Raw genomic sequence first — 24,230 nt, 5'->3', positions numbered from 1 at the left:
CCCGATGGCATGACTCAGGGGTGAAATCTGCGCCCCAGCGCATCCAGGCGCACGGCAATTGGTGGCAGGCGTTCGCTGCTGCGGGCCAGGGTTTCCACGTCGTCGGCGGTGTTTTGCGCGATGTGCTGCACCGATTGCAGGCGCTCGACAATTTCCAGGTTTGCCGAGGTCTGCTCGCGGGTGGTGGTGGCGATGCGGCCATTGAGTTGGTCGATATGCGCGATGTCTTCGCCCACGGCGCGCAGCATGTCGACGGCCATCTGGCTGTCTTCCACGCACCGCTCCACGCCCTGGCGGCTGTCGTGCATGGCTTCGACGGCCTGGCGGCTGCCTTGCTGCAGGCCTTCGATGATGGTCTTGATTTCCTGGGTGGAGAGGGCGGTGCGTTGGGCCAGGCTGCGCACTTCGTCGGCGACCACTGCAAAGCCACGGCCTTGCTCGCCGGCGCGGGCGGCTTCGATGGCGGCATTGAGGGCGAGCAGGTTGGTCTGGTTGGCGATGCTGCTGATCACCTCCAGCACCGAGCCGATTTGCTCGGCCTGCACCGCCAACGACTGTACGGTGGATTGCGTGCCATTGATGCGCGAAGCCAGTTGGGTGATTTCATGCCGGGCGCGGCCAACGCTTTCCTGGCCGCGCACAATCTGCTCGCTGGCCTGGCCGGCGTGTTCCACCGCTTGTTCGACGTGCAGGGTGATATGGCCCATGGCGTCTTCCATGCGCTGCATCGAGCCGGTCATCTCATTGATCTGCGTTAGTTGATGCCGCGCGCCTTTTTCCAGGGTGCCGCTGGTCGTGGCCAGTTCCTGGCCGAGTTGGCCGAGGCCATGGGAGTCGCGTGCGACGCCGTCGATCAGGTGGGTGAGTTGCTGCAGGAAGTGGTCGAAGCGCTTGGCGAGGGACACGCGCACCTTGTCTTCACCCTGGGCGGTTTCGGCTTCGAATTGCGAGGTGACAGCGAGCATTTTTTCGAGCATTTCCTGGCTTTCGACCGCCTCGGCGTGGCTGTGCACGGCGAGGTAGAGCAGGGCGATCGTTTCCATCACCACGTAGAACGCGTGCACGAAGATCATCGTCCAGCCGCCATGATGCGCCATCACGAACACGGGCAGGCCTTGATGCTGCAGGGCATGGAAGACCAGGTGATGCACGGCGATGGTCAGCGCCGCCACCAGGATCGGCAGCCAGTCACGGTAGAACGTCAGCACCGCCAGCAGCGCGAAAATACCGAAGTGCGCCTCGATCACCCCCTGCGCCTGATTGATGTGCAAGGCCGCCATCACCATCAGGCCGGCACCGAGCACACACCGCATCACACGGGTGCCTCCAATGGCGCGGTAGAGCGCGGTCAGCACCACGCCGGTGCCGCCCCCGACGATCAGCGCCTGGGTGAAGGTGTCATGCCAGAACGCCAGGCCCAGGGAGAACAGGAACATCAGCCAGATCAACGCCAGCATGATGCGGTCGGCCTTGCGGTAGTGCTCCATAAAGCGTGTGCGGTTGAGCATTCACGTGTACTCCATGTGGTTTGGCCAGGAACCAAGCATGCGGCGTGCCACGCTGGCCGCAGGAAAAGCCGGTGTGGCGAAGGGGGCCGGACTAAACCCGACAGACGGTTATCGGCAAGTCGAGAGGAGACTTAAGCACGGCCGCCCGAGCGGGCAGCCGCGGATGACGATCAGAAGCTGTACTTGGCCGTCAGCATCATGTTGCGTGGGCTGCCGTAGGAATCGCCGCCATAGGTGACCGCGTCGGAAATGGACTGGTAGTAGTGCCGATCAAAGATATTGTTGGCGTTGAGCTGCAGGTCCAGATTCTGGTTGACCCGGTAGCCGGCCATCAGGTCGGTGACGGCGTAGCCGCCTTGTTTGAGGCGATAGGTGCTGCCGTCCGCCAGCTGGATGTCGTTGTACATGCGGCTCTGCCAGGAGACGTTGCCGCCCACGCGGAGTTTTTCCAGCGGGCCCTGGAAGTTGTAGCGGGTGGTGACCTTGAACAGGTGCTCCGGGGTGTCGGTGTCGAACTGCTTGTTGACCTTCTGCGGGTTGGCGGCGTCCTTGAGGGTGTGGGTGCGCGCATAGGTGTAGCCACCGCCGACCTGCCAGTTCTCGGTCAAGGCGCCCTGCAGTTCGAAGTCGATACCCTGGCTGCGAATCTCGCCCGAGGCCTGGTAGCAGGAGGCCTGTGGGCAGTCCGGCACGACGATCTGCACGGCGCGGTTTTCCTGGTCGATCCGGAACAGCGCCACGCTCGCATTCAGCGCGCCGCCCAGGTATTCGCCCTTGATGCCGACTTCATAGTTTTTGCCGACGATGGGCTTGAGCGGGGTGGCGCCGGTGCTTTTTTCACGTTGCGGCGTGAAGATGTCGCTGTAGCTGGCATACACCGAGTGCTGGTCGTCCAGGTCGTAGATCAGGCCCGCGTAGCGGGTGAGGTTACGGGTGACTTTATAGTCGCCGTCGCCATCGCGGTTGTCGTAGTCATACCAGTCCAGGCGCCCGCCAAGGATCAGCTTGAGCGGGTCGGCCAGGCTCAGTCGGGTGGTGACGTACACGCCGTCCTGGGTGGTGACATCGCGCTGAGTGTTGGTGTGGGTAAAATTCGGTTTGCCGGCGTTGATCGGCCAATTCAGATCGTACGGGCTGTAGTTGCGGGTGGTCAGATCGTAGATGCGCTTGCTGGCGCCCACGACCAGCTCATGGGTGCGCCCGAACGCCTGGAACGGGCCGCTGGCAAAGGCGTCGAACCCGGCCTGCTTTTCATCGGCGGCGGACTGGTACACGGTGCGGGCCAGGGTATTGTCTGTCCAGCGCGACTGGTAGGAGCCGGAAAACAGTGCGTCTTGTACGGCATAGTTGGCGTTGACCTGCAGCGCCCAATCATTGGCCAGTTGCTGGCGCAGTTCGACGAAGACGGTGTTGATTTCCTGGTCTTTGTTCTCCCAGTCGGTGCCGGGATTGTACGAACGCGACAGGTCGAGGTGATGACCGTCCAGGCCGATCATCGACGAGCCCCAGAAGTAGTTGGTCTTGTCTTTCTGGTTGGAGTAGCCGAGGGTCAGGCGGGTGTCTTCGCTCAGGTCGGCTTCGGTCACGGCGTAGAATAAACCGTGATCCTGCTCGGCCTTGTCGATGAAACTGTTGGCGTCGCGGTAAGAGGTGACCACTCGGCCACGCCAGGTGCCGCTGTCATTGAGCGGGCTGGACGCGTCGAGTTCGCCACGGTAGTCGTCCCAACTGCCGGCGGCGCCGGTCAAGGTGACTTTCTGCTCGGCCAGGGGCCGCTTGCGAATCAGGTTGATCGCCGCCGAGGGGTTACCGGCGCCGGTCACCAGGCCAGTGGCACCGCGAACCACCTCGACGCGATCGAACATCGCCAGGTTCGGCTGGGCACCGACGTTAACGCCGTCATAGCCACTGGGAATGCCGTCGTACATGAGGTTGTCGACGTTGAAACCACGCGCGGTGTAGCCCTGCCGACCGGGGCCGCTGGAGTAGTTGAGGAACAGTCCTGGCGTGGCGTTGACCACATCATTGATGCTGGTCATCGCCTGGTCATCCATGCGTTGACGGGTAATCACGGTGACGGCCTGTGGGGTTTCACGCAGGGTCAGGGGCAGTTTGGTTGCGGTTTTCATCGAACCGGTGGTGTACGACTCGCTGCCTTCAGTGGTTTCGCCAAGCTGGTGCCCCGAAACCTCGGTAGCGCCGAGCTCAATGGTAGTGGGCGGGGCGTCGGCTTCGGCCGCGAAGGTCGCCTGGGTGGTGGTCAGGCAGATAGCCATTGCTACCGAACTCGGTGAAAACCCTTTGCCGCCATGGTGTCGCACAGACATGAATGTAGCTCTCCCTGAACGCCATCCTTAGCGAATAATAAATCTGTTGATAATTATTCGCATCAGTGTGGCAGATTGAGTCTGTGGGAAAAAGCCTACGAGATGAATCAGTTAACGAAATTTTCATGCGCTGGGTACCGGCGTTTTGCCACCTTTGCCTAGATGAACACAATTTCGTAGGGCTCGCGCATGCGCTCCAGCAACACCTGGGCAAGCATTGGCGCAAGGCCGATCGCGGGGTCGCCCATCAGCTGGCTGGCGTAGGCGTGCACGGCGTGCAGCTTGTGCGCCACGCTCCAAGTGTCGAGGCACAACTTGCGCGCGCGTTGCCAAGGGATCACCGAGCCTTCGCGTGCCGGCCAGTGCCAGGCCCACATCGGCAGTTCATAGAGTTGCGCGCCCACCAATTTGCACGCGTTGGCGCTGGCACGGCCGACGGCTTCGTGGTCATCGTTGCCATCATGGCGCCAGGTGGTGAACACCACATCACCTGGCTGCAGGTAGCGGGCGATGAATTGGCTGATCGGTTGTTCATGGCTGGCCAGGGCGTTATCGCGAAAGCCGCCACGAATCCATTTCAGGCTGTGCAGTGGCACGCCCAAGCGGCGCAGGGCCTCGGCGCTTTCCTGGGGGCGCACCGCGCTCAGGCGGTTGGCCGACCAGACCTGGGAGCCAGGGTGGCTGGCGCTGCCATCGGTGATGGAAATTAATTTCAACGGGTGCGCGCGGGTGCTGAGCAGCTGCAGCAGGCCCCCGCATGCGAGCACTTCATCGCCGGGGTGAGGGGCAATCACCACCACCCGGGCGCCGGGCGGTACCAGGCTGCTCAGCGAGATAGCGGGAATATGCGCCAACTGCGGCGCGCTGTTCCAGATTTGCGCGGGGCCGCGACGGCCCTCGCTTAACGAGGCGGTTTTCATGGGGTATTACATCCTTGTCGGTTCAAGCGTGTGTGCTCATCCCAGGCTCTGCTGAGGTGAGTGCGCGGCGCTCCGATCCTGGAGCGCTATGCAGTGGGTTATAAGCATAGACAAGAAATGTGGTTCTTTTTACGAAACCTGCACCAGGCTCTTCAAATAGTCACCAAAACCACCCTGGGCGCGACACTCCAGGCGGGCGCTGGTGATCACTTGCAGGCTGTGGCTCCAGGCGATGGACGCACCGCAACGTTCCAGGTTGCGCACCAACTGCACATCTTCATGGCACGCCAGGGGTTCAAAGCCACCGGCCTGCAGATAGGCGCTGGCGCTTACGCCGAGGTTGGCGCCGTGGATATGCCGATGCCCGTCGCGGGCCTGGTAAGCCTGGTGATAGCGAATCTGCGCCGCCGCGTCGAAGTCTGCACTCCAGGCGTCCACGGTCACGGTGCCGCACACGGCGTCGCAGCCCAGCGCCAGTTGCGCCACCAGCCAGTCCGGAGCCACGAGGCTGTCGGCGTCGGTGCAGGCGATCCAGCGCGCGCCCAGGTTCAGCAGATGTTGCGCGCCAACCCCACGGGCATGCCCGACATTACGCGCCTGCACCGCCAGGCTATGCACCCCGTGCGCGCGGGCAATGGCTTCACTGCCGTCGCTGCAGCTATCGAGCACCACCAGGATCTGTACCGCTTCGCCGTGCAGATCCGAATGACGGGCGGCTACTTGTGCAGCCCTCAGGCACTCGCCCAGCAACGCTTCTTCGTTGTGCACTGGAATCAGAATGCCAATCATCCCAGGCCTTCAAGGCTGGCGACCGAGGCGCCGTCGCGGCCCCACAGGTCGAGCAGGAAATCTTCTTCATGGTGACGCACGACCGAATGCAGGCCCAGCCGCTGCTGGAGCAAGGCGTGGACCTGTTCAGCAGTTTGCGGGCAGCCTTCAATGGGCGGGCGCCAATGGCACGCCAGCAGTTGGCCGTCATCCGTCAAGGTGTCGAGGCAGCGGTCAATCAGGCGCTCGAGATCAGCGGCGTCAAGGTAGTAACACAGCTCACTTAACACGATCAGCTCGAATTGCCCCGATGGCCACTGTTCGGGCAACCGGCATTGCTCCACCTGTACGTTGGAAAACCCTGCGAGCCGCTTCTTGGCCAGCGTCACCGCAGCGCTCGCCGTGTCACAGCACAGCAAGCGATCACAGCGCGCCGCCAGCTCGGCGCTCAACTCGCCGTTCGCACAGCCCGGTTCGAAGATCGAGGCATAACGCGCGCGCGTCAGTACCGCCAGGGTCATGGCGCGCTTGCGCCGTTCGTACCAACGCTGGCGGAACGCCCAGGGGTCGTCGTTGCCGGCGAACATCTGGTCGAAATAGGGGGTTGTCACACTCAAACGAACACCACTTCAAAAGGTTGCAACAAGCGCTCCACCACATAGGGCGCCAGCACGGGTGGCAGGCCGATCTGGGGGTCGCCCTCCAGCTGGCTGGCGAAGGCGTGGATGGCATGGCGTTTGCGCGCCACCCTCTCGGGCGTCAAAGGGATCTTGCGCGCACGGTGCCACGGCACCATGCCGTCTTCGGCGGTCGCCCAGTGCCAGGTCCACACGGGCAGTTCGTACAAGGTGGCGCCCACGGCCTGGGCGGCTTTCGCACTGGCGCGGCCGACAGCCTCATGGTCGCAATGACCGTCTTCGCGCCAGGTGGCGAACACCACGTCGTCGGGTTTGAGGTAGCGCTGGATGAACACGGCCAGTTCTGCCTCGCGCTCGGCAACTTTGCTGTCGGTGAACCCGGCGCGCAGCCACTTCAGACTGTGCATCGGCAAGCCCAGGCGATGCAGGGCCTGGGCCGACTCCTGGGGGCGCACCACGCTCAGGCGTTGCACCGGCCAGCGTTGCGAGCCTGGATGGCTGGCGCTGCCGTTGGTGACCGAGATCAACTGAATGGGCCGGCCCAGATCGGCCAGGCCTTGCAGCAAACCGCCGCAGCAGAGCACTTCATCGTCCGGGTGCGGGGCGATGATGACCGCACGGTGCCCCTCCGGTACCAGTTGCTCAACGCTGATATGCGGCAGTTCAGCAAGGCGCGACGAGGTTTGCCAGTAATGTAGGGAGGTGCCTTGGCCGACAATCGGGTTGGGTTTCATAACTGCCACCTCCCTGAAGGTTCGCCGGCGACCTGCATGCCCAGGGCGGCCAAGTCGCGTTCGGCGTGGCTTTGGCGTACGTACACTGGCAAGTCCGCCATCAATTGGGCGAAGTGCGGGTCCTTGCAGTAAGGCCCCGCGCCTACACCACGGCCGACATGCTGGATCACCTGCTCGACGGTTTCCTCGACGCACGCGCGCACTTGCTGGGCCAGCAACCGGGCATCGGCGGTCGGTGCCCGGTCGATCTGCTCGGCACTGGCGCGCAGCACGCAGGCTGCGCTGTTCAATGCACTGTCCACCGCGCCGAGGTGGGCCAGGGCATGCGGCTCAGGGTGCTTGCTGCATTGCTCGCGCAGCACTTCGGCCAGGCGCTGCGCCGCGCCATACCAACACGCCGCAATGCCAATGCCGCCATGCCAGAACCCCGGGCGCGCCAGATAGTCGCCGGGCCCGCCGACTGCGAGGCCCCTGGCCTCGCTGAAGACGATCTCGACACTGCCGGTGGCGGCCATGCCCACCGCATCCCAACCTTCATCCGTTACCGTAACGCCCGGCTGGTCCATTTCCACGGCCACCAGTTGCTGACGGTCCTCCTCGTCCCACGCGGTCAACAACCCGTGCGAGACCACGGACGCACCGGAACACCAGGCTTTACGCCCGTCGACGATCAAGCGCTGGCCGTCGCGCCGCACGCGCACCTTGGCGCTCGGCGGCTCGGCGGCCCACATCCCCCAGGTGCTGCCCAAGGGCGGCAGCGGGCTGTCGAGTTCAGCAATGATCGCCAGCGCATCGGTGTGGCCTTCGAACAGCTTGCACAGGCGCAGGTCATGGCCGGCGACTTGCGCCAGCCCGCTATAGCGCGAAAGCGTCTGGCCGCTGCCGGGCAACGGCAGTTGGTCCAGGCCTTCTTCCTGAAGGTCCTTCAAGGCCTTGCCCAGGGCTTGCGTGTCCGCATAGCCCCGGTAGCCGGAAAGGAATCCGTGCAACGCCATCTCACACCTCGTCGTCGTGTTGCAGCTCAAACAGGAGCAGCGAGCGGCCGGTGGCAGCGTACTCGTGTTCGAAGTCAAAGCGCTCCTGGCCACGCACCGCAGGGTCGTTGGTATCGAGCAGGCAATTCCAGAACTCGCCCTGTGGCACCGGTGGCAGGCGGAAATTGACCATGTCGTGATGGGCATTCACCACCAGCAACAGAGTGGCATCGGCACCGGCACGACGAATCCCGGTCTCCTGGGCGCGGCCATCCATCAGCATGCCCAGGCAACGACCGTTGCTGTCTTCCCACTGCTCAGTGGTCATTTCATTGCCATCCGGCGCCAGCCAGGTGACGTCCTTCACGCCAATGTCTTCGTTGTAGTCGCCGACCAGGAAGCGCCCACGACGCAGGATCGGGTAAGCCAGGCGCAACTTGATCAGGCGTTTGACGAACTTGAGCAGCGCCTTGCCGTCGTCGTCCAGGTCCCAGTTGACCCAACCGATTTCGCTGTCCTGGCAGTAGGCATTGTTGTTGCCGTGCTGGGTGCGGGCGAATTCATCGCCGGCCACGATCATCGGCGTGCCTTGGGCCAGCAGCAGGGTAGCGAAGAAGTTGCGCATCTGGCGCAGGCGCAGCTCATTGATTTCCGGATCGTCGGTAGGGCCTTCGACGCCATGGTTCCACGACAGGTTATTGTTGCTGCCGTCCTGGTTGTTTTCGTCGTTGGCTTCGTTGTGCTTGTCGTTGTACGACACCAGGTCGTGCAGGGTAAAACCGTCGTGGGCGGTGATGAAATTCACCGAGCTGTAAGGTCGGCGCCCACGGTGGTTGAACATCTCGCCCGAGGCCGTCATGCGCCCGGCGAAGTCCGCCAATTGGCCGTCGTCGCCTTTCCAGAACGCACGCACGGTGTCGCGGAAACGGTCGTTCCATTCTGCCCAGCCGGGTGGGAAGTTGCCCACCTGATAGCCGCCGGGCCCGCAGTCCCAGGGTTCGGCGATCAATTTGAGCTGGCGCAGGATCGGGTCCTGGCGGCATGCCACGAGGAAGCTGTGACGTTCGTCGAAGCCGTCGCGGTAGCGCCCCAGAATCGTCGCAAGGTCGAAGCGGAAGCCGTCGACGTGCATCTCGGTGGCCCAGTAACGCAAGGAGTCGGTGACCATCTGCAGCACGCAGGGGTGACTCAGGTCCAGGGTGTTGCCGGTGCCGGAATCATTGATGTAGAAGCGCTTGTCATCGGGCATCAACCGGTAGTACGAGGCATTGTCGATGCCGCGCATCGACAGGGTAGGGCCGCGCTCGTTGCCTTCGGCGGTGTGGTTGTAGACCACATCGAGGATCACTTCGAGCTTCTGCTCATGCAGGTGCGCGACCATCTCCTTGAACTCGGCGATCTTGCCGCTGGCCAGGTAGCGCGGGTCGGGCGCAAAAAACGCGATGCTGTTGTAGCCCCAGTAGTTGGTCATGCCTTTTTCCAGCAAATGCTGGTCGTTGACGAAGGCGTGGACCGGCAACAGCTCGACCGAAGAAACCCCCAACTGGCGGATGTGCTTGAGCACGTCATCTTCCATCAGCCCGGCGCAGGTACCGCGCACGGATTCGCCCACCGAAGGGTGGCGCATGCTGATGCCGCGCAGGTGGGTCTCGTAAATGATGGTGCGGTCCCACGGCACGCGCACCGGCTGGTCATTGCCCCAGGTGTGCGCCGGGTCGATGACCTTGCATTTGGGCACGAAGGGCGCACTGTCGCGCTCGTCGAAGCTGAGGTCGTCGTCGGGGTGGCCGATGGTGTAGCCGAACAGGGCTTCGGACCATTTGAGTTCGCCCACCAGTTGCTTGGCATAGGGGTCGATCAGCAATTTGTTGTGGTTGAAACGATGGCCGTTGGCCGGGTCGTAGGGACCGTACACACGGTAGCCGTAGATCAGCCCGGGGTGGGCGTCGGGCAGGTAGCCGTGGAAGATCTCGTCGGTGTATTCGGGCAGTTCGATGCGCTCCAGTTCCACCTCGCCAGCATCATCGAACAGGCACAGTTCGACCTTGGTGGCGTTGGCCGAAAACAGCGCGAAGTTGACGCCCAGGCCGTCCCAGGTGGCGCCAAGAGGGAAGGGCAAACCTTCACGAATCCGCGACGGCTCGTGGTCCGGCGTCGTTGAGGCTTTTTCGGGCTTGCTCATGGTGTTGCTCCTGCAGGGATTCTTTTTTTCGGGCCGAACGCGGCCGTACTGACAGTTATTCAGCGTATGACGTAAAGAGATAAAAGCTCCCCCGACAGCAAGGCAGTCAGGGGGCGCGGCGATCAATGAGCGGGAGGTTTGGGCTTTTTCGGCGCAGCGGGCTTCTTTGGCGCCGGTTTGGCGGCGGCAGGCTCAGCCGGCTTGGCTTTGGCCGTTGCCTTTGGGGCCGTCTTCGGCTTGGCGGCCGGCTTGGGCTTGCTTGGCGTCAGCGCCTCGGCTTCGGCCAGCTTGCGCGCCATCTCCCAATGACGGGCATCTTCACCGTGAGGCTTGCCTTCGGACTCCCAGATCTGATGCGCCAGTTCGCGGATGCGTTTGTCTTCATTACTCATCACACACTCCTCAGAGAAAATGTTCAGCTTTCTTGACTATCGGAATTGATAAAGACATTGACCGGGAAATCCCCCAGGGCAGCGCTGATCAACAGCTCCTTGTCTGGTGTGACTACGCTCGTCTGAAAAAGTCCCTTCCAGTTTTGCGTTGCGGCGGCGAACGGTAACTTCACCCGCGTATCGCCCCAAACCTGCGCAGGAATCAACGGCTGCAGCGCATTTTCGAGCAAGCGCCGGGACCAACGTGGCACCACTACCAGCACATGGTTGCCTTGGTGTTCGCGGCAGAAGGCCACGACGTGCTCGGCCTGTTGCCCAACCACCTCCAGGGCAGTGTAGGCACCGTCGCTGAACAGCTCGAGGTTAGCCTTGCGCAAGGTCAGTACCTGTGCGATCAGCGCCTGTTTGATACGCCCGTCGCGCCAGTTGGCCAACAGTTCAGCGGTGTCCACTGGCGCCTCCAAAGCGCGTTGCCGCGCCTGGAAGTCCACCGGGCGGCGGTTGTCCGGGTCTACCAGGCTGAAGTCCCAGAACTCATCGCCTTGATAGACATCCGGCACGCCCGGCACGCTCAGGTGAAGCAAAGACTGCGCCAGCCCGTTCAAGGCACCAGCGGGTGCAATCGCCTCGGCCGCAGCGGTAAGGGCGCTGCGCAGCGGGGCGCCGGCCTCACTGAGCAACACGCGCTTCAGGAACGCTTCGACGCCCTGTTCGTAGGCCTCATTGGGCGCGCTCCAACTGCTCTGCAGCTTGGCTTCGCGCAGGGCTTTTTGTTGCCATTGCCACAGGCGTTGCTGATAGGCCTCAAGGTCGGGGTTCGGCTCCAGCGGCCAGCTGCCGAGCAGCACCTGATACAGGATCAGTTCATCGCCTGCCGAAGGGCTGTCGGCGCTGTCGCGCAGCGGCGCGGCCAGGCTGCGCCAGTGTTCGACCTGCTCGGCATACCAGGAAGCGCACTCGCTCAGCACCGCCAGACGGGCGCGGGTATCTTCGCCGCGTTTATGGTCGTGGGTGGCGGTGGCCAGCAGGTTGTGCGGAAAGCACTGCAGCCGCTGCTGGTTGACCGCGTGAAAATCGGCCAACGGCGCGCTGAACTGCTCCGTGCTGAAGCCCACATCGTTACGCGACAACAGCACCGCCGAACGGTAGAACGCCGTGTCTTCCACGGCCTTGGCGGCGGCGGGCGAGGTCAGTTGCTGGAAGCGCACGCAGGCATGCTTGAGCATCTTGCGCTCGCGGCCCAGCGGGCGATTGCGCCAGGGTTGCCCACCGAGCCATTTTTCCAGGTGATCGAGCACCGGCCAGTCACCTTCGCTCAGGGTGCTGCGCGCGCCGTCCATGGCCTGCTGGAACACTTTGTCGTCAGCCGCGCTGCGCCCGCGTGCGCTGATATAGGTGCGGTACACCGGGAAGTGCACGATCAGTTCCTGCAAGGCGCGACGGATCGCACCCAGGGTCAGGTCGCGGGTCATTACGTCGTCACGCGCCACTTGCAACAGCGCCTGGGCCACGCTTTCGAAATCGCCGCCCAACGAGCCATTGAGAATCTGCTGGCGCGCCAGTCGGGCTTCTTCGATAAATGCCGAAGGCCGTTCGCTGTGGCGTGACCACAACTCGGCCAGCGGCGCGAAACCGTCCGGATGGTGTTGCAGCAACGACAGTTGGTTCATGAATTCGTAGCCGGTGGTGCCGTCCACTTGCCAGTCTTCGCGCAGGGTCTCGCCTTCACCGAGGATCTTCTCCACGAAGATCGGCAAATGCTTCTGCGGCGACAATGCATCCACCCGGCGCCGCAGCTTGCGGCAGTAACCGCGCGGGTCGGCCAGCCCGTCGATGTGGTCGATGCGCAGGCCATCGATCAAGCCTGCGCTGATCAACTCGAAAATCTTGCCGTGGGTGGCCTCGAACACCGCCGTGCGCTCCACGCGCAGGCCGCCCAGCTCGTTCACATCGAAGAAACGGCGCCAGTTGATGTCGTCCGCCGCCGTGCGCCAACTGGCCAGGCGGTAGCTTTGTTGTTCCAGCAGTTGATGCAGGCGCGCGAAACCTTCCGGTGTACGCCCGTCGAACGCGGCGAGGCGCTGTTCGATGGCGGGCAGCAGTTCGCTGGCGCGCTCAGCCAAGGCCTGTTTGAGCAGGGCGGCTTCGGCGTAGGCGTCATCCTGATAAGCCAGGGTGGCGAAGCGATCGGCCAAGGGCTTGAGCTCCTCGTCGCCGCCAAGCACCAGGGCGTAGTCCCGCGGGCAGATCGGGAAACGGTGTTCGTAGTGCTCGACGTAAAATGCGCCCTGCGCCGCGTCAAACTTCAGCACCAGGCTGCCGCTCTGCAGTGCTTCGCCGTAATCGCTGCCAAGGAACGGCATCAGCAATTGGCCCTTGAGCAGCGGGTCCGGGGAGTGCCATTGAATATCGAAGAATTCGCTGTAGGGGCTCAAGCGCCCCCATTCCAGCAGGTCCAGCCACCAGGGGTTATCGGCACCGCCGACGGCCATATGGTTGGAGACGATGTCGAGGATCAGGCCCATGTCGTGTTCGCGCAACGCGGCCACCAGCCGGTGCAGTGCCGCCTCGCCGCCCAGTTCCGGGTTGACGCGGGTGGGGTCGACCACGTCGTAGCCGTGCATCGAACCGGCACGGGCTTTGAGCAGGGGCGAGGCATATAGGTGGCTGATGCCCAGTCGGGCGAAATACGGCACTAATGGCACCGCGTCATCCAGGGTGAAGCCTTTATGAAATTGCAGGCGCTGGGTAGCGCGCAAGGGCAGTGCTTTCATCGGTCACGCTCATAAGCTTGGTTGCGCGCGACGGCCAGCAGCTCGAGGCGGCGCGCAGCGCCCACATTGTCGAGCAGGCTGGACGCTTCGCCTGGCAGGCGGCGGCGCCAATTGGGGTGGGTGTCGGTGGTGCCGGGCAGGTTGGGTTGTTCCTCCATGCCCAGCGCATCCTCCAGCGGCAGCAACACCAGCGGCGCACGGGTGTGGCCGAGGTAGCGCACGCTGGCATCGATCATGTGGTCGGTGTCGTTGCGGATTTCATCGACGAAGTTCTGCGGGTCCTGGCTCAAGGCCTGGCGCAGGGCCTGACGTTCGCGCAGGCGGTGTTCGCTCCATTGGTCCACGGTTGGCGCGTCGATCAGGCCCAGCTGGATATTCCATTCGATGTCGCGGCTGTGCCACCAGCCATTGAGGGTCGGCAAGTCGTGGGTGCTGGTGGTGGCCAGGGCGTTGTCGGGCCAGTCGAGGATAGGCCTGAACTGGCCCTCATGGTTTTGCTCGAACAACAACACGCGCATGCCGAGGATCGCCCGGCTGCTGAGTTTTTCGCGCAGGCCGTCGGGCACGGTGCCCAAGTCTTCACCGAGCACAATGGCTTGGTGACGATGGGATTCCAGGGCCAACAGGCGCAGCATGTCGTCCACCGGGTAATACAAATAGGCGCCTTCGCGCGGCGATGCGCCGTTCGGGATGACCCACAGGCGTTGCAGGCCCATCACATGGTCGATACGCAGGCCGCCCGCGTGGGCGAAATTGGCCCGCAGCATTTCAATGAAGGCGCGGAAACCGTTGCGCTTGAGGCCCTCGGGGGAAAACGCGGAAATGCCCCAGCCCTGGCCCGCACGGTTGAGAATGTCTGGTGGCGCGCCGACGGTCAGGTCGGCGAGCAATTCATCCTGGCGACTCCACGCCTGGCTGCCGGCGCCGTCTGCGCCCACCGCCAGGTCGGCGATCAGGCCGATACCCATGCCGCTGCCACGCGCGGCCTGTTGCGCACGTTGCAGGCTGCGCGCGATAAGCCATTGGGTGAAGGCGAAATAGCCGATCTCCTCGCGGTGCTCCTCGGCGAACTGCACCAGCGCCGGGCTCTGCGGTGTACGCCAGTCTTGCGGCCAGTGGCGCCAATCGAGTTCTTCGCCGGCGGCGGCGCGCAACGCTTGCACGGCTTCGAAACGGCAGTGGTTTTCCAGGGCCTCGCCGCCATTTTGGCGAAAGCTCTGGAAGTCAGCGTGTTGCGGATGGTGACCGTGGCGGAAATCTTCATACAGGGCGCGCAGCAGACGTTGCTTGGCCTTGGCGGCGGCGGGCCAGTCGATAAGCGTGAGCTGTTCCAGCTCATGCAGCTCCTCGGCGAGGCCTGCGGTTTCGATGGCATTGCGCACTTCACGTTCACCCAAAATGCAGGCCGGCGAGGCATACAGGCTATTGAGAAACAGCCGGCTGGAAGGCGAATAGGGGCTGTAGCGCTCGGCGTCGGCGCTGAACATGGCATGCATCGGGCTGATCGCCAGGGCGTCGGCCCCGCGCTCGGCGGCTGAGCGGGCCAGGTGCTCCAGGGCCAGGGTGTCGCCGAAACCACCGTCGCCCAGGCGGCGCAACGAGTAGAGCTGGGCGCTCAGGCCCCAGGCGCGGGCGGGGTTGGTGTCGACCGCTTCGGCCACGCTATAGCATTGAGCGGGCGCCACAGCGAGGGTAAACGTCTGGCCGTCGATATGCGCTTGATGGTAGCCCACGGCGATGACGCCAGGCAGCACGGCATCCCCGTCCAGACGCAGCTCCAGGGTTTCACCGTTTTCCAGATGGACGCGGCACGGCGTGTCGGGTGCAAAGAAACGCGCCAGGTCCAGGCCTTCACCGCTGTCGATGGTCAGCAGTGGCGGCAGATGCTTGTCCTGCTGGGCCTGCTCCAGTTCTCGCAGGCTGGCGTCGATCTCGGCCTCGGTATCGGCCGGGTGCCCCAGCCCTTTGAGCACGGCGCGCAGGGCGTCGGGCTGCACATGTTGCGGGCGACCGTTGGCATCGATCCAATCGACGGCCAGGCCCGCGCGGCTGGCGAGTAGTTCCAGGTTCGCTTCGCTCAAAACTCTTCTCCGACGGGGAATAAGGACACGCGTGCGCTCAACGGCGGCAGGTGCGCCACGGGCTCGGCAGGCGTTTGAAAGATCACATGTGCCGAGGCAGGCTGGTCGATGGGCTCGGCGCTCAGGTTCAGGTCGATTTGCAACACGCTGCCATCGCCCAGGCGCCAGCGCGCAGTCACCGCGCTGTCCGCCAGCACCTGCGCGCCCAGGGCCACGCTGCCGGGCAGATGGGGCACCACGTATTGACGGCGCAGGCCCAGCAAGTGGCGATAGAGCTGGGTATGCTCGTTTTCGACCAGGGACGGCTTCGATTGCAGGAAGGTCGTCAATGCGTTGGGATCGGGAATCCGTTCGCGCTGCTCGGGGTCGTGAAACGCGGCGAAATCGGCGAACTCGTTACGTCGGCCCTCACGGACGGCCTGCGCCAGTTCACCGTGATGGTCGGTGAAAAACAGGAACGGCTGCGCGGCATTGACTTCATCGCCCATGAACATCAGCGGGATCATCGGCGACAGCAGCAACAGCGCGGTCGCTGCCTTCAACGCCTGGGGCGGGCACAGTTGATGCAAGCGTTCGCCCAGGGCGCGGTTGCCAATCTGGTCGTGGTTCTGCAGGAACGCCACGAAAGCGGTCGGCGGCAGCTCCGCACTGGGTTCGCCGCGTGTATGGCCGTGGCGGGTGGGCTCGCCCTGGTAGATAAAGCCTTCACCCAGGCAGCGTGCCAGTTTGACGGTAGGCTGCTCGGCGAAATCGCTGTAGTAGGCATCGGTTTCGCCGGTGAGCAGTACGTGCAGCACGTTATGGAAGTCATCGTTCCATTGCGCGTCGAAATCCTGTTCGAGCAGGCTGGCCTGGTTCAGCTCGTTCTCCAGCATCAGCCACACGTGGCGGCCGGTGTCGACCTGCTGGCGCACCCGCTGCGCCAGCTCCCGCAGGAACTCGGGGTTGTCGATGGCGTGTACGGCATCCAGGCGCAGGCCGTCGAAGCGGTATTCAAGCAGCCACATCAATGCGTTATCCAGGAAGAAATCCCGTACTTCACGGCGTTCGAAATCAATCCCCGCGCCCCATGGGGTGTGCACGTCTTCCTGGAAGAAGCCCTTGGCGTACTGGCCCAGGTAATTGCCATCCGGGCCGAAGTGGTTGTAGACCACGTCGAGGATCACCGCCAGGCCATGCCCGTGGGCACTGTCGATCAAGTGTTTGAGTTGTTCGGGTGTGCCGTAGGTAGAGTGGGGTGCGTAAGGCAGTACCCCGTCGTAGCCCCAGTTGCGCTCACCGGGGAATTGCGCCAGGGGCATCAGTTCGATGGCGGTTACACCCAGCTCGGCCAGGCGCGGCAGCTGCTTCTCGACTTCAGCGTAACCGCCCATGGCGCCGACATGCAGTTCGTAGATAACCGCTTCGTGCCAGGGGCGGCCTTGCCAGTGGCTGTGCCGCCACTCATACGCAAGCGGGTCGACGACGCGGCTCCAACCGTGCACGTCCAGCGCCTGGGCCCTGGAGGCGGGGTCGGGAACATCCCGTTCGCCGTCGATATTGAAGCGGTAAAGCGTTCCGGCAGGGCAGGCCACTTCTACTTCGAACCAGCCATTTGCCTGGGGCAACATGGCGATGGATTTCCCGTCCTGCAATTCAACGCTGACATAAAACGCGTCTGGCGCCCACAAGGCAAAACGCGTGTGTTGCGCGTCCAGCATCAGTGCGCCGTGGGGCCAGGTTTCCAGAGTCCGTAACGGCATCTATGAAGACCTCTCTTGATTATTTAGTCGATTTCCCCAGTGCTTTAACCACCAGTTGTTCATACAGCTCGGCGTAGGGTTCCACCGCCTGTGACCAGTTGAAGGGTTGGGTCATGGCGCGGCTGCGCATGGCGTTGAGCAGGCCTGGGAACGAAAACACTTTGAACGCGCGCTCCAGGGCGGCTTTGTAGCTGTCGACGGTGGATTCGTTGAACAGGAATCCGGTGACGCCGTCTTCAATGGTGTCGGCCAGGCCGCCAGTGTTGCGCGCTACCGGCAACGAGCCGAAACGCTGGGCATACATCTGGCTCAGGCCGCAGGGCTCATAGCGCGATGGCATCAGCAGGAAGTCGCTGCCGGCGAACATGCGGCGGGCGTCGGTCTCGTTGAAGCCGATGCGCACGCCAACCTGGCCTGGGAAGCGCAGCGCCAGCTCACGCATGGCCTGTTCTTCTTCCGGCTCGCCACGCCCGATGATCGCGATCTGGCCACCGTTTTCAACGATGAAGCTGGCGACCGCTTCGGTGAGGTCCAGGCCTTTCTGGTAGACCAGGCGCGACACCACGGCGAACAACGGGCCGGTGGAATCATGCAGGCCGAACAGCTCGCGCACTTGGGCGGCGTTGATGGCCTTGCCTTCCCAGTCACCAATATTGAAATTATGGGTCAGATGGGGGTCGGTCGACGTTTCCCAGCTTTCGTCAATGCCGTTGGGAATCCCGCTGAGCAGGCCTTGCTGGGTTTTACTGGCCAGGAAGCCATCGAGGCCACAGCCGAATTCCGGCGTGGTGATTTCCTCGGCATAGGTGGCGCTGACCGTGGTGATGTGGCTGGAATAAGCCATGCCGGCCTTGAGGAACGACATCTTGCCGTAGAACTCCATGCCTTCCTGTTGCAGGGCATGGGGCGGGATGCCCAATTCGGGAGTGCAGCCCAGGCTCACCACGCCCTGGTAGGCGAGGTTATGAATGGTGAACAGGGTGGGCGTGCGTGAACCACGCCAGTGCATATACGCCGGGGCTAGGCCAGCGGGCCAGTCGTGGGCGTGCACCAGGTCCGGGCACCAGTGAATCTGGGCCAGGTTGGCGGCCATGTCGGCGGCGGCCAGGCCCAGGCGGGCGAAGCGGATATGGTTGTCCGGCCAGTCGCGGCCATTGTTGGCGCCGTAGGGCGTGCCTTCACGCTCGTACAGCTCAGGGCAGATCAGTACATAGATGACCAGGCCGTCCTTGAGGTCCATGCGCCCGATCTTGCACGGTGGCAGTGCCGCGTGGCCGCCCAGCTCACCGACGATATGGATCGGGTTATCGCTTTCCATCACCTGCGGGTAACCGGGAATCAGCACCCGCACATCGTGCAGGTGCGCCATGGCGCGGGGCAGGGCGGCGGAGACGTCGCCCAGGCCACCGGTCTTCACCAAGTCGGCAAACTCGGAGGTAACAAACAGCACTTTCTTTCGATTCGGGTTCTTACTCACGATCGGCCGCACAGTGTTGGGCAGGTCGGCCAACGATGTAGGCCCCCCTGCCGGCTGACTAAAACGCTCTCCCTGAGTTACTACTGCGGCACTGATCATAATGCACTCCCCTTGTTTCGTTGGTCGGCTAATGGCCCGCTGCCATCAGCTCCGATTGACCGCATCCTGCGGCCAGGCGCACAAGCGCAATACAAACTGGCAAGGCGTATGCCAGTTGCACGGTTAGCTGAAATAGTTTGGATGGGCGGGCATGCGGCCTGAACCGGATATGTTCGCCTTACCTAAAACTGGACCTGCGGCAGAGTTCGAAAGTTTCGATTTTTTGCGGGGTTTTTGTTTTGGAACGGACCCATCGGTCATCAGTCTAGGACAGATTCCAGCGCCTGCAGGGTTTATTCGGGGAAATTGTAGGACAAAAACTTATAAGATTAAGCAGGCTTAAACAGTGTGGCGAGGGAGCTTGCTCCCGCTGGAGTGCGTAGCGCTCCCTTATTTTGGGGGCGCTGCGCGCCCCAGCGGGAGCAAGCTCCCTCGCCACAAGTGGGCGCCTGCACTGAAACGGTGCGTCAGCCGAGCACCCGAATGGGCACGCCGTTCGTCCAGGCCTGGATGTCTTCGATCATCTGCTGATAGAACTGCCGGTAGTTCTGTTCGCTCACATAACCGACATGGGGCGTTGCCAGCACATTCGGCAGGGAGCGGAAGGGATGTTCAAGCGGTAGTGGCTCTTGGCTATATACGTCCAGCGCCGCGCCGGCCAGTCGCCCGCTGCTCAATGCCTCAACCAGCGCCTGTTCATCCACAATCGGCCCGCGTGCCGTGTTCACCAGCCGGGCACTGGGTTTCATCCAGCTCAACGCCTGCGCATCGACAAGGCCGCGACTGCGCTCGCTGAGTACCAGGTGGATGGTAAGAATGTCAGCCTGTTCGAACAGCTCGCGCTTGCTGACCCAGGTCACGCCGGACTCAGCCGCCCGTTGCGGCGTGAGGTTTTCGCTCCAGGCAATCACGCGCATGCCGAATACCTGGGCGAACTGTGCGACTTTTTGCCCGATGCTGCCCAGCCCGAGGATGCCCAGGGTCTTGCCATACAGATCGCCGCCCAGGCCGACTTGCCAACCGCCTGCGCGCAGGGAATTGGCCTCGGCCAGCAGGTTGCGTGTCGAGGCCATGATCAGCGCCCAGGTCAGCTCCGGCGCGGCCTGCTTATAGCTGTCGGTGCCGCACACCTGGATACCCAACGCCTTGGCAGCGGCGATGTCGATGGCGGCGTTGCGCATGCCACCGGTCACCAGCAATTTGAGCCTGGGCAGCCCTTGCAGTAAGGTCTGGTCGAACAGGGAGCGCTCGCGCATCACGCAAATAACGTCGAACGCCTGCAAACGCTCGGCCATCGTGGCGGTATCGGCGGGGTAGTCATGAAGAAAATGCACCTGGCCCAAGGGCGCCAGCACCGACCAATCCACCACGCTGCTGGCCACCTGCTGCCAATCATCAATGACTGCGATCTGTAGCGACATGCACGCGTGCCTCACTCAGGTTAAAGGGCATTCAAACCCTGCAACAGCGCTTGATGAAACCGCGCCGGTTCTTCCATCTGCGGCGCATGGCCCAAGCCGTCGAACTCCACCAAGGTCGCATGGGGAATCAGCTTGGCCACCTGCTTGCCCAGCACCTGGTAGTTGCCAACCCTGGCCTTCACGTCCGGTGGCGCCAGGTCTTTGCCGATGGCGGTGGTGTCGCTGGTGCCGATCAGCAGCAGGGTGGGCGCTTGCACGTCCTTGAACTCGTAGTACACCGGTTGGGTGAAGATCATGTCGTAAATCAATGCCGAGTTCCAGGCCACCAGGGTATGCCCCGGTCCTTGGTTGAGGCCGACGAGCATGTCCACCCAGCGCTCGTATTCGGGCTTCCAGCGGCCCACGTAATAGGTGTCGCGCTCGTACTTGCGCACGCCATCGGCGTTCAGTTTCAACTCGCGCTGATACCACTGGTCAACGCTTTGGTGCGGCACGCCCAAGGCCTTCCAGTCTTCCAGGCCGATCGGGTTGACCAGTGCCAGTTGTTCGGTTTGTTCGGGGTACATCAAGGCATAGCGCGTGGCGAGCATACCGCCGGTGGAGTGGCCGAGCAGCGTGGCTTTTTGAATGCCGAGCTTTTCCAGTAACTGGTGGGTGTTGAGCGCCAGTTGCTGGAAGCTGTACTGGTAGTGCTCAGGCTTGCTGGAGGTGCAAAAGCCGATCTGGTCCGGCGCGATCACCCGGTAACCCGCGTCGCTCAAGGCTTTGATCGAGTCTTCCCAAGTGGCGCCGCAGAAGTTCTTGCCGTGCATCAGCACCACGCTGCGGCCGTTGGCTTTACCTTTGGCCGGGACGTCCATATAGCCCATCTGCAGGCTTTTACCTTGGGACTCGAAGTTGAAGCGTTCAACCGGGTAGGGGTATTGGAAGCCTTGGAGTTCAGGGCCGTAGGTGGCGGCGAACACAGGCGCGGCGCTGGCGGTAAGCAGGCCGGCGACGCATAAGTCACGGATGGAAGGCATGGGCATCAACTCCGGGAAAAGATGCTCCGAATGCTGTTTGGGAGGGATTAACGGGGGATTAACACACCCGCTGCAGGGTTACTGCGTCGAGCCGCTGGCGTGTTCCAACCGATGCTTGAGCCGGTCCAGCGCGATACGCGAGAGCTCGATCATGCGCTCATGCAAGGTCATCAGTTGCAGTTCGGTCTCATAGGTCAGTACCCGCGTAAACAGCGTGCCGCCAGGCTGTGTCTGTAGGCAATAATGCAGGGAACCGTCGACCACCACTGAGGTGAACACGGTCATGAACTCAAAGGGGCAGCGCGCAATGTGTACGCGGTAGCTCAGCGGCACGCGGATGCCCAGCAGGTCGATGATTTCGGTAAAACGCGCACCGGTCGGCAGGGAGCCGTGGGTGCCGGTGTCGGCGCTGAGGGAGGTGGGGTGCCATTCGTGCCAGCGGTCGGGTTGGGTCACGTAGTCGTAGACGGCCTCGACCGGGGCGTGGATGAACCGTTCCTGGCTGATTCGCTCCACGCGGATCGGATGCTCGATAGCGTGCATGACACACCTCCTGTGTGGCGGGTTTTAAACCAGGAGCTGTGAGAATAGTCCGACTCCCGCGCTTTGCACGGGAGTATTCAGGCGTGGATCAACGCACTTTGAAGCGCCCCATCAAGGCAATCACTCGGCCATTCGCTTCCAGCAGGCTGTGGGTATTGGTTTCAGTGGCATGGCCGCTTTCGACCAGCTCTTCTACCATATGTCGGATCTGTACCATGCTGCGGTTGATCTCTTCGGTCACCGCGCTTTGTTGCTCGGCGGCCGTCGCGATCTGGGTGCTGAGGTTGTTGATATGGCTGACCGAACCGGCCATTTCATCGAGCCCGCTGTTCACCCGCGCCGTGGCATCCGCCGCCGACTGGCAGCTGGCCTGGGTGTTTTCCATGGCGGCGACCGATGAGCTTACGCCGGTGGTCAAGCGCGCCAGCATCTCGTTGATCTGCGAGGTGCTGGCCTGGGTGCGTGCGGCGAGTGCGCGTACTTCATCGGCCACTACGGCAAAACCGCGGCCTTGTTCACCGGCCCGCGCCGCTTCAATTGCGGCGTTGAGCGCCAGCAGGTTGGTCTGGCCGGCGATGGCGCCGATCACGCCGAGGGTTTCGGTGATACGTGCGGCGTCCTGGCGCATGTTCTCAACGGTGTGGGTCGCGCTGGCGACTTCACCGATCAAGGCGCTGACACTGGTGGACGCTTCGCCCACCACCACCCGGGAACGATCGGCGTGTTCGTTGGCGCGCTGGGTGAACGCTGCGGTTTCAGCGGCGTTTTGCGCGACGGTGTCGGCGGTGGAGCTCATTTCGGTGATGGCGGTCACCGTCTGGTCGGTTTCTGAAGCGTGGCGCACCAGGATCTGGTTGGTGTGCGCGGAGGTCTGCTGCAGCTGCGCAAGACCCGAGGCCATGGCGCCGGTGGCCTGGGTCACTTCGCCGATCATGTTTTGCAGGTAGACGATAAAGTGGTTCACCGAGTGACCGATAGCGCCCAGTTCGTCTTCGGCGCGGATGGTGATGCGTCGCGTGAGGTCGGCGTCGCCGGCGGACAGCGCGTCGATATTGCCCTTGAGCGCTTTCATGCGCTGTACCAGCTGGCGAATGGCATACGCCGCGAGCAGCACCAGCAGGATCACCATCGGGATTTGCAGCAACGCCAGGCTGCCGAGCACGTCATTACGTTGGGCGGTGATCAGCGAGGTGGGCAGGGCGGTCGCCAGGAACCACGGGGTGCCCTCGATCGGACGCATGTAGAACGTGCTGGCCACGCCCTGGTTGTCGAACTCGCTGCGTTGCAAGGCCTGGTCACGATGGGCCAGGGCTTTGCTGACCTGGGCGGCAAAGGCCGAGGTGCCGGTCAGTTCGCTGATGTTCTTCAACACCACCGGGCTGCTGATGCGCGAGCTGTTGCTGATGATCTTGCCGTCGCCTTCGACGATCAGCATCTGCCCGCCGATGTCTTTTTCCTTGCTGGCCACCAGGTCATTGAAGAAGCCCAGGGTCACGTCGATGGTCGCCACGCCATAGGCGGCGCCGTCACGCTGGATCGCCATGGCGCAGTTGGTGCGCGGCTCCTGACTGGCGTCGTCCTTGTAGGCGGCGGCCCAGGCGCATTGGCCACGGGGCGAGGCGAGGCCGCCCTTGTACCAGCTCTGGTCGTAATAGTTGGGCGCGGGGTCACTGTTCCAGAAGGTGTTGACCGCCAACTTGCCCGAGGCGTCACGGTGCCAGAACGTGCTGTGTTTGTTACGCCCAGGCGTGCGCTGGTTGGGCAGCGGCCAGATACCGCCGCCGAATACTTTCAGCTCGCCGTACTGATCCACCAGGCCGGGCAGGACCTTGTCGATGGCGTCGCTGTCGAGCAGCGGAATCGTTTGAGTGATGGTGCGTTGCTGGGCCTGAACCTTGTTCAGTTCGCCCTGAATCTGTTCGGCCACTTCGCCGATGCGATTGAGTACCACCTGTTCTTCGGTGTATTGCAGCTTGGGCGCGACCAACTGGCCGATACCCACGACAGTCAACACCAATAACACCAGGACGAACAGCACCAGGAACAGGGTATAGCGAGCTTGGATGGAGCGCAGTGGGGGCATGGGATCGTCCTTACGAAGCGTTATTGTCGGCGCGGCTTTGTTAGAGCTTCGTAGGGCTATCGGCTTGGACGGTAGGAGCTTTAGGTAGGTGTGTGTAAGAAAGTGCCGACGCCGTCGAGCGGCGCCGCCAAATCAGATCTGGAGCATGGTCATGACTCAAATGTGGGAGGGGGCTTGCCCTAATGCCAGTCAGTTAAGGCTTTTTGTAGGAACGAGGCGGGCGGCTAGCCCTTGCTCGCGAAAAACTCACAGGCACCGCGTTTATTCAGGAAGCACGCGTTATCGTTGACGTTTTTCGCGAGCAAGCTCGCTCCTACAGACGGTGGTGTACGCTTAACTGACTGGCATTAGGGCTTGCCCCCGATAGCCATAGGTATCTACACAACTTTGTAGCAGTCTAAGTAACCACGATGCGAAGCGAGTCGCTCTTGCTTGTGATCTTGCTTTTGATCTAAGCGCCCCCCAAATCACTGTCGGATTACGGGCACACCGAGCCTAGGCGAGGTGCCGAGTGGTGGGGCAAGAGCCCTTTGGTTACTTTGGGG

The 24,230-nt window shown here is 62.8% G+C and carries 17 protein-coding genes; all 17 read right to left on the bottom strand.

Annotation, left to right across the window (positions count from 1 at the left end):
- Positions 1-14: 14 nt before the first annotated feature.
- Positions 15-1,508 (bottom strand): methyl-accepting chemotaxis protein, encoded by a 1,494-nt coding sequence (locus tag C4J85_RS15105; protein WP_124410079.1) that lies wholly within the window; start codon positions 1,506-1,508, stop codon positions 15-17.
- A 170-nt stretch (positions 1,509-1,678) separates the two neighbouring features.
- A complete protein-coding gene (locus C4J85_RS15100; RefSeq protein ID WP_124410078.1) occupies positions 1,679-3,835 on the bottom strand; it encodes a TonB-dependent siderophore receptor in 2,157 nt (718 codons plus the stop codon).
- 158 nt (positions 3,836-3,993) lie between these two features.
- Complete coding sequence (locus tag C4J85_RS15095) at positions 3,994-4,755, bottom strand: PIG-L deacetylase family protein (RefSeq protein WP_124410077.1); 762 nt, start codon at positions 4,753-4,755, stop codon at positions 3,994-3,996.
- Between the two features lie 129 nt (positions 4,756-4,884).
- Positions 4,885-5,544, bottom strand: coding sequence for a glycosyltransferase family 2 protein (locus C4J85_RS15090; protein ID WP_124410076.1), 660 nt, complete (start codon positions 5,542-5,544; stop codon positions 4,885-4,887).
- Positions 5,541-6,140 carry an SAM-dependent methyltransferase gene (locus C4J85_RS15085; RefSeq protein WP_124410075.1) on the bottom strand — a complete coding sequence of 200 codons (600 nt, stop codon included), beginning with the start codon at positions 6,138-6,140 and terminating at the stop codon, positions 5,541-5,543. Before C4J85_RS15085 ends, C4J85_RS15090 begins: the two co-directional genes overlap by 4 nt.
- Positions 6,137-6,895: a PIG-L deacetylase family protein gene (locus C4J85_RS15080; protein WP_124410074.1), complete on the bottom strand. Its 759-nt coding sequence runs from the start codon at positions 6,893-6,895 to the stop codon at positions 6,137-6,139. The genes C4J85_RS15085 and C4J85_RS15080 overlap by 4 nt, the downstream gene beginning before the upstream one ends.
- Positions 6,892-7,890, bottom strand: a complete 999-nt coding sequence (locus tag C4J85_RS15075; protein ID WP_124410073.1) for an acyl-CoA dehydrogenase family protein — start codon at positions 7,888-7,890, stop codon at positions 6,892-6,894. Before C4J85_RS15075 ends, C4J85_RS15080 begins: the two co-directional genes overlap by 4 nt.
- Position 7,891: 1 nt before the next feature.
- A complete protein-coding gene (glgX, locus tag C4J85_RS15070) occupies positions 7,892-10,051 on the bottom strand; it encodes a glycogen debranching protein GlgX (protein ID WP_124363041.1) in 2,160 nt (719 codons plus the stop codon).
- 122 nt (positions 10,052-10,173) lie between these two features.
- Entirely contained in the window at positions 10,174-10,443 is a 270-nt protein-coding gene (locus tag C4J85_RS15065) for a DUF2934 domain-containing protein (RefSeq protein ID WP_124367203.1), read from the bottom strand.
- Between the two features lie 23 nt (positions 10,444-10,466).
- Positions 10,467-13,217: a malto-oligosyltrehalose synthase gene (locus C4J85_RS15060; RefSeq protein ID WP_124410072.1), complete on the bottom strand. Its 2,751-nt coding sequence runs from the start codon at positions 13,215-13,217 to the stop codon at positions 10,467-10,469.
- Entirely contained in the window at positions 13,214-15,298 is a 2,085-nt protein-coding gene (gene malQ / locus C4J85_RS15055; RefSeq protein ID WP_124410071.1) for a 4-alpha-glucanotransferase, read from the bottom strand. Before malQ ends, C4J85_RS15060 begins: the two co-directional genes overlap by 4 nt.
- A complete protein-coding gene (treZ, locus tag C4J85_RS15050; RefSeq protein WP_124410070.1) occupies positions 15,295-17,040 on the bottom strand; it encodes a malto-oligosyltrehalose trehalohydrolase in 1,746 nt (581 codons plus the stop codon). The genes malQ and treZ overlap by 4 nt, the downstream gene beginning before the upstream one ends.
- 19 nt (positions 17,041-17,059) lie before the next feature.
- Positions 17,060-18,616 (bottom strand): glycogen synthase GlgA, encoded by a 1,557-nt coding sequence (glgA, locus tag C4J85_RS15045; RefSeq protein WP_124367199.1) that lies wholly within the window; start codon positions 18,614-18,616, stop codon positions 17,060-17,062.
- A 467-nt stretch (positions 18,617-19,083) separates the two neighbouring features.
- Positions 19,084-20,037: a D-2-hydroxyacid dehydrogenase family protein gene (locus C4J85_RS15035; RefSeq protein ID WP_124410069.1), complete on the bottom strand. Its 954-nt coding sequence runs from the start codon at positions 20,035-20,037 to the stop codon at positions 19,084-19,086.
- A 20-nt stretch (positions 20,038-20,057) separates the two neighbouring features.
- The gene (locus C4J85_RS15030; protein WP_124410068.1) at positions 20,058-21,059 is read right to left on the bottom strand and encodes an alpha/beta fold hydrolase; all 1,002 of its coding nucleotides are present in this window, start codon (positions 21,057-21,059) and stop codon (positions 20,058-20,060) included.
- Positions 21,060-21,137: 78 nt separating this feature from the next.
- Entirely contained in the window at positions 21,138-21,602 is a 465-nt protein-coding gene (locus C4J85_RS15025) for an SRPBCC family protein (RefSeq protein WP_124367196.1), read from the bottom strand.
- A gap of 88 nt (positions 21,603-21,690) precedes the next feature.
- Positions 21,691-23,685, bottom strand: a complete 1,995-nt coding sequence (locus C4J85_RS15020; protein WP_124363032.1) for a methyl-accepting chemotaxis protein — start codon at positions 23,683-23,685, stop codon at positions 21,691-21,693.
- Positions 23,686-24,230: the final 545 nt, after the last annotated feature.

It is taken from the genome of Pseudomonas sp. R4-34-07 (assembly GCF_003852375.1).
Taxonomy (GTDB): Bacteria; Pseudomonadota; Gammaproteobacteria; order Pseudomonadales; family Pseudomonadaceae; genus Aquipseudomonas.
This window is presented reverse-complemented; position numbering and strand designations above follow the sequence as displayed.

Coding starts and splice junctions, on each gene's coding strand:
- C4J85_RS15035 (WP_124410069.1), bottom strand. CDS start 20,037: ATGTCGCTACAGATCGCAGTCATTGATGATTGGCAGCAGGTGGCCAGC.
- glgX (WP_124363041.1), bottom strand. CDS start 10,051: ATGAGCAAGCCCGAAAAAGCCTCAACGACGCCGGACCACGAGCCGTCG.
- C4J85_RS15090 (WP_124410076.1), bottom strand. CDS start 5,544: ATGATTGGCATTCTGATTCCAGTGCACAACGAAGAAGCGTTGCTGGGC.
- C4J85_RS15020 (WP_124363032.1), bottom strand. CDS start 23,685: ATGCCCCCACTGCGCTCCATCCAAGCTCGCTATACCCTGTTCCTGGTG.
- C4J85_RS15100 (WP_124410078.1), bottom strand. CDS start 3,835: ATGTCTGTGCGACACCATGGCGGCAAAGGGTTTTCACCGAGTTCGGTA.
- C4J85_RS15105 (WP_124410079.1), bottom strand. CDS start 1,508: ATGCTCAACCGCACACGCTTTATGGAGCACTACCGCAAGGCCGACCGC.
- C4J85_RS15060 (WP_124410072.1), bottom strand. CDS start 13,217: ATGAAAGCACTGCCCTTGCGCGCTACCCAGCGCCTGCAATTTCATAAA.
- treZ (WP_124410070.1), bottom strand. CDS start 17,040: ATGCCGTTACGGACTCTGGAAACCTGGCCCCACGGCGCACTGATGCTG.
- C4J85_RS15080 (WP_124410074.1), bottom strand. CDS start 6,895: ATGAAACCCAACCCGATTGTCGGCCAAGGCACCTCCCTACATTACTGG.
- C4J85_RS15075 (WP_124410073.1), bottom strand. CDS start 7,890: ATGGCGTTGCACGGATTCCTTTCCGGCTACCGGGGCTATGCGGACACG.
- C4J85_RS15025 (WP_124367196.1), bottom strand. CDS start 21,602: ATGCACGCTATCGAGCATCCGATCCGCGTGGAGCGAATCAGCCAGGAA.
- C4J85_RS15065 (WP_124367203.1), bottom strand. CDS start 10,443: ATGAGTAATGAAGACAAACGCATCCGCGAACTGGCGCATCAGATCTGG.
- glgA (WP_124367199.1), bottom strand. CDS start 18,616: ATGATCAGTGCCGCAGTAGTAACTCAGGGAGAGCGTTTTAGTCAGCCG.
- C4J85_RS15030 (WP_124410068.1), bottom strand. CDS start 21,059: ATGCCTTCCATCCGTGACTTATGCGTCGCCGGCCTGCTTACCGCCAGC.
- C4J85_RS15095 (WP_124410077.1), bottom strand. CDS start 4,755: ATGAAAACCGCCTCGTTAAGCGAGGGCCGTCGCGGCCCCGCGCAAATC.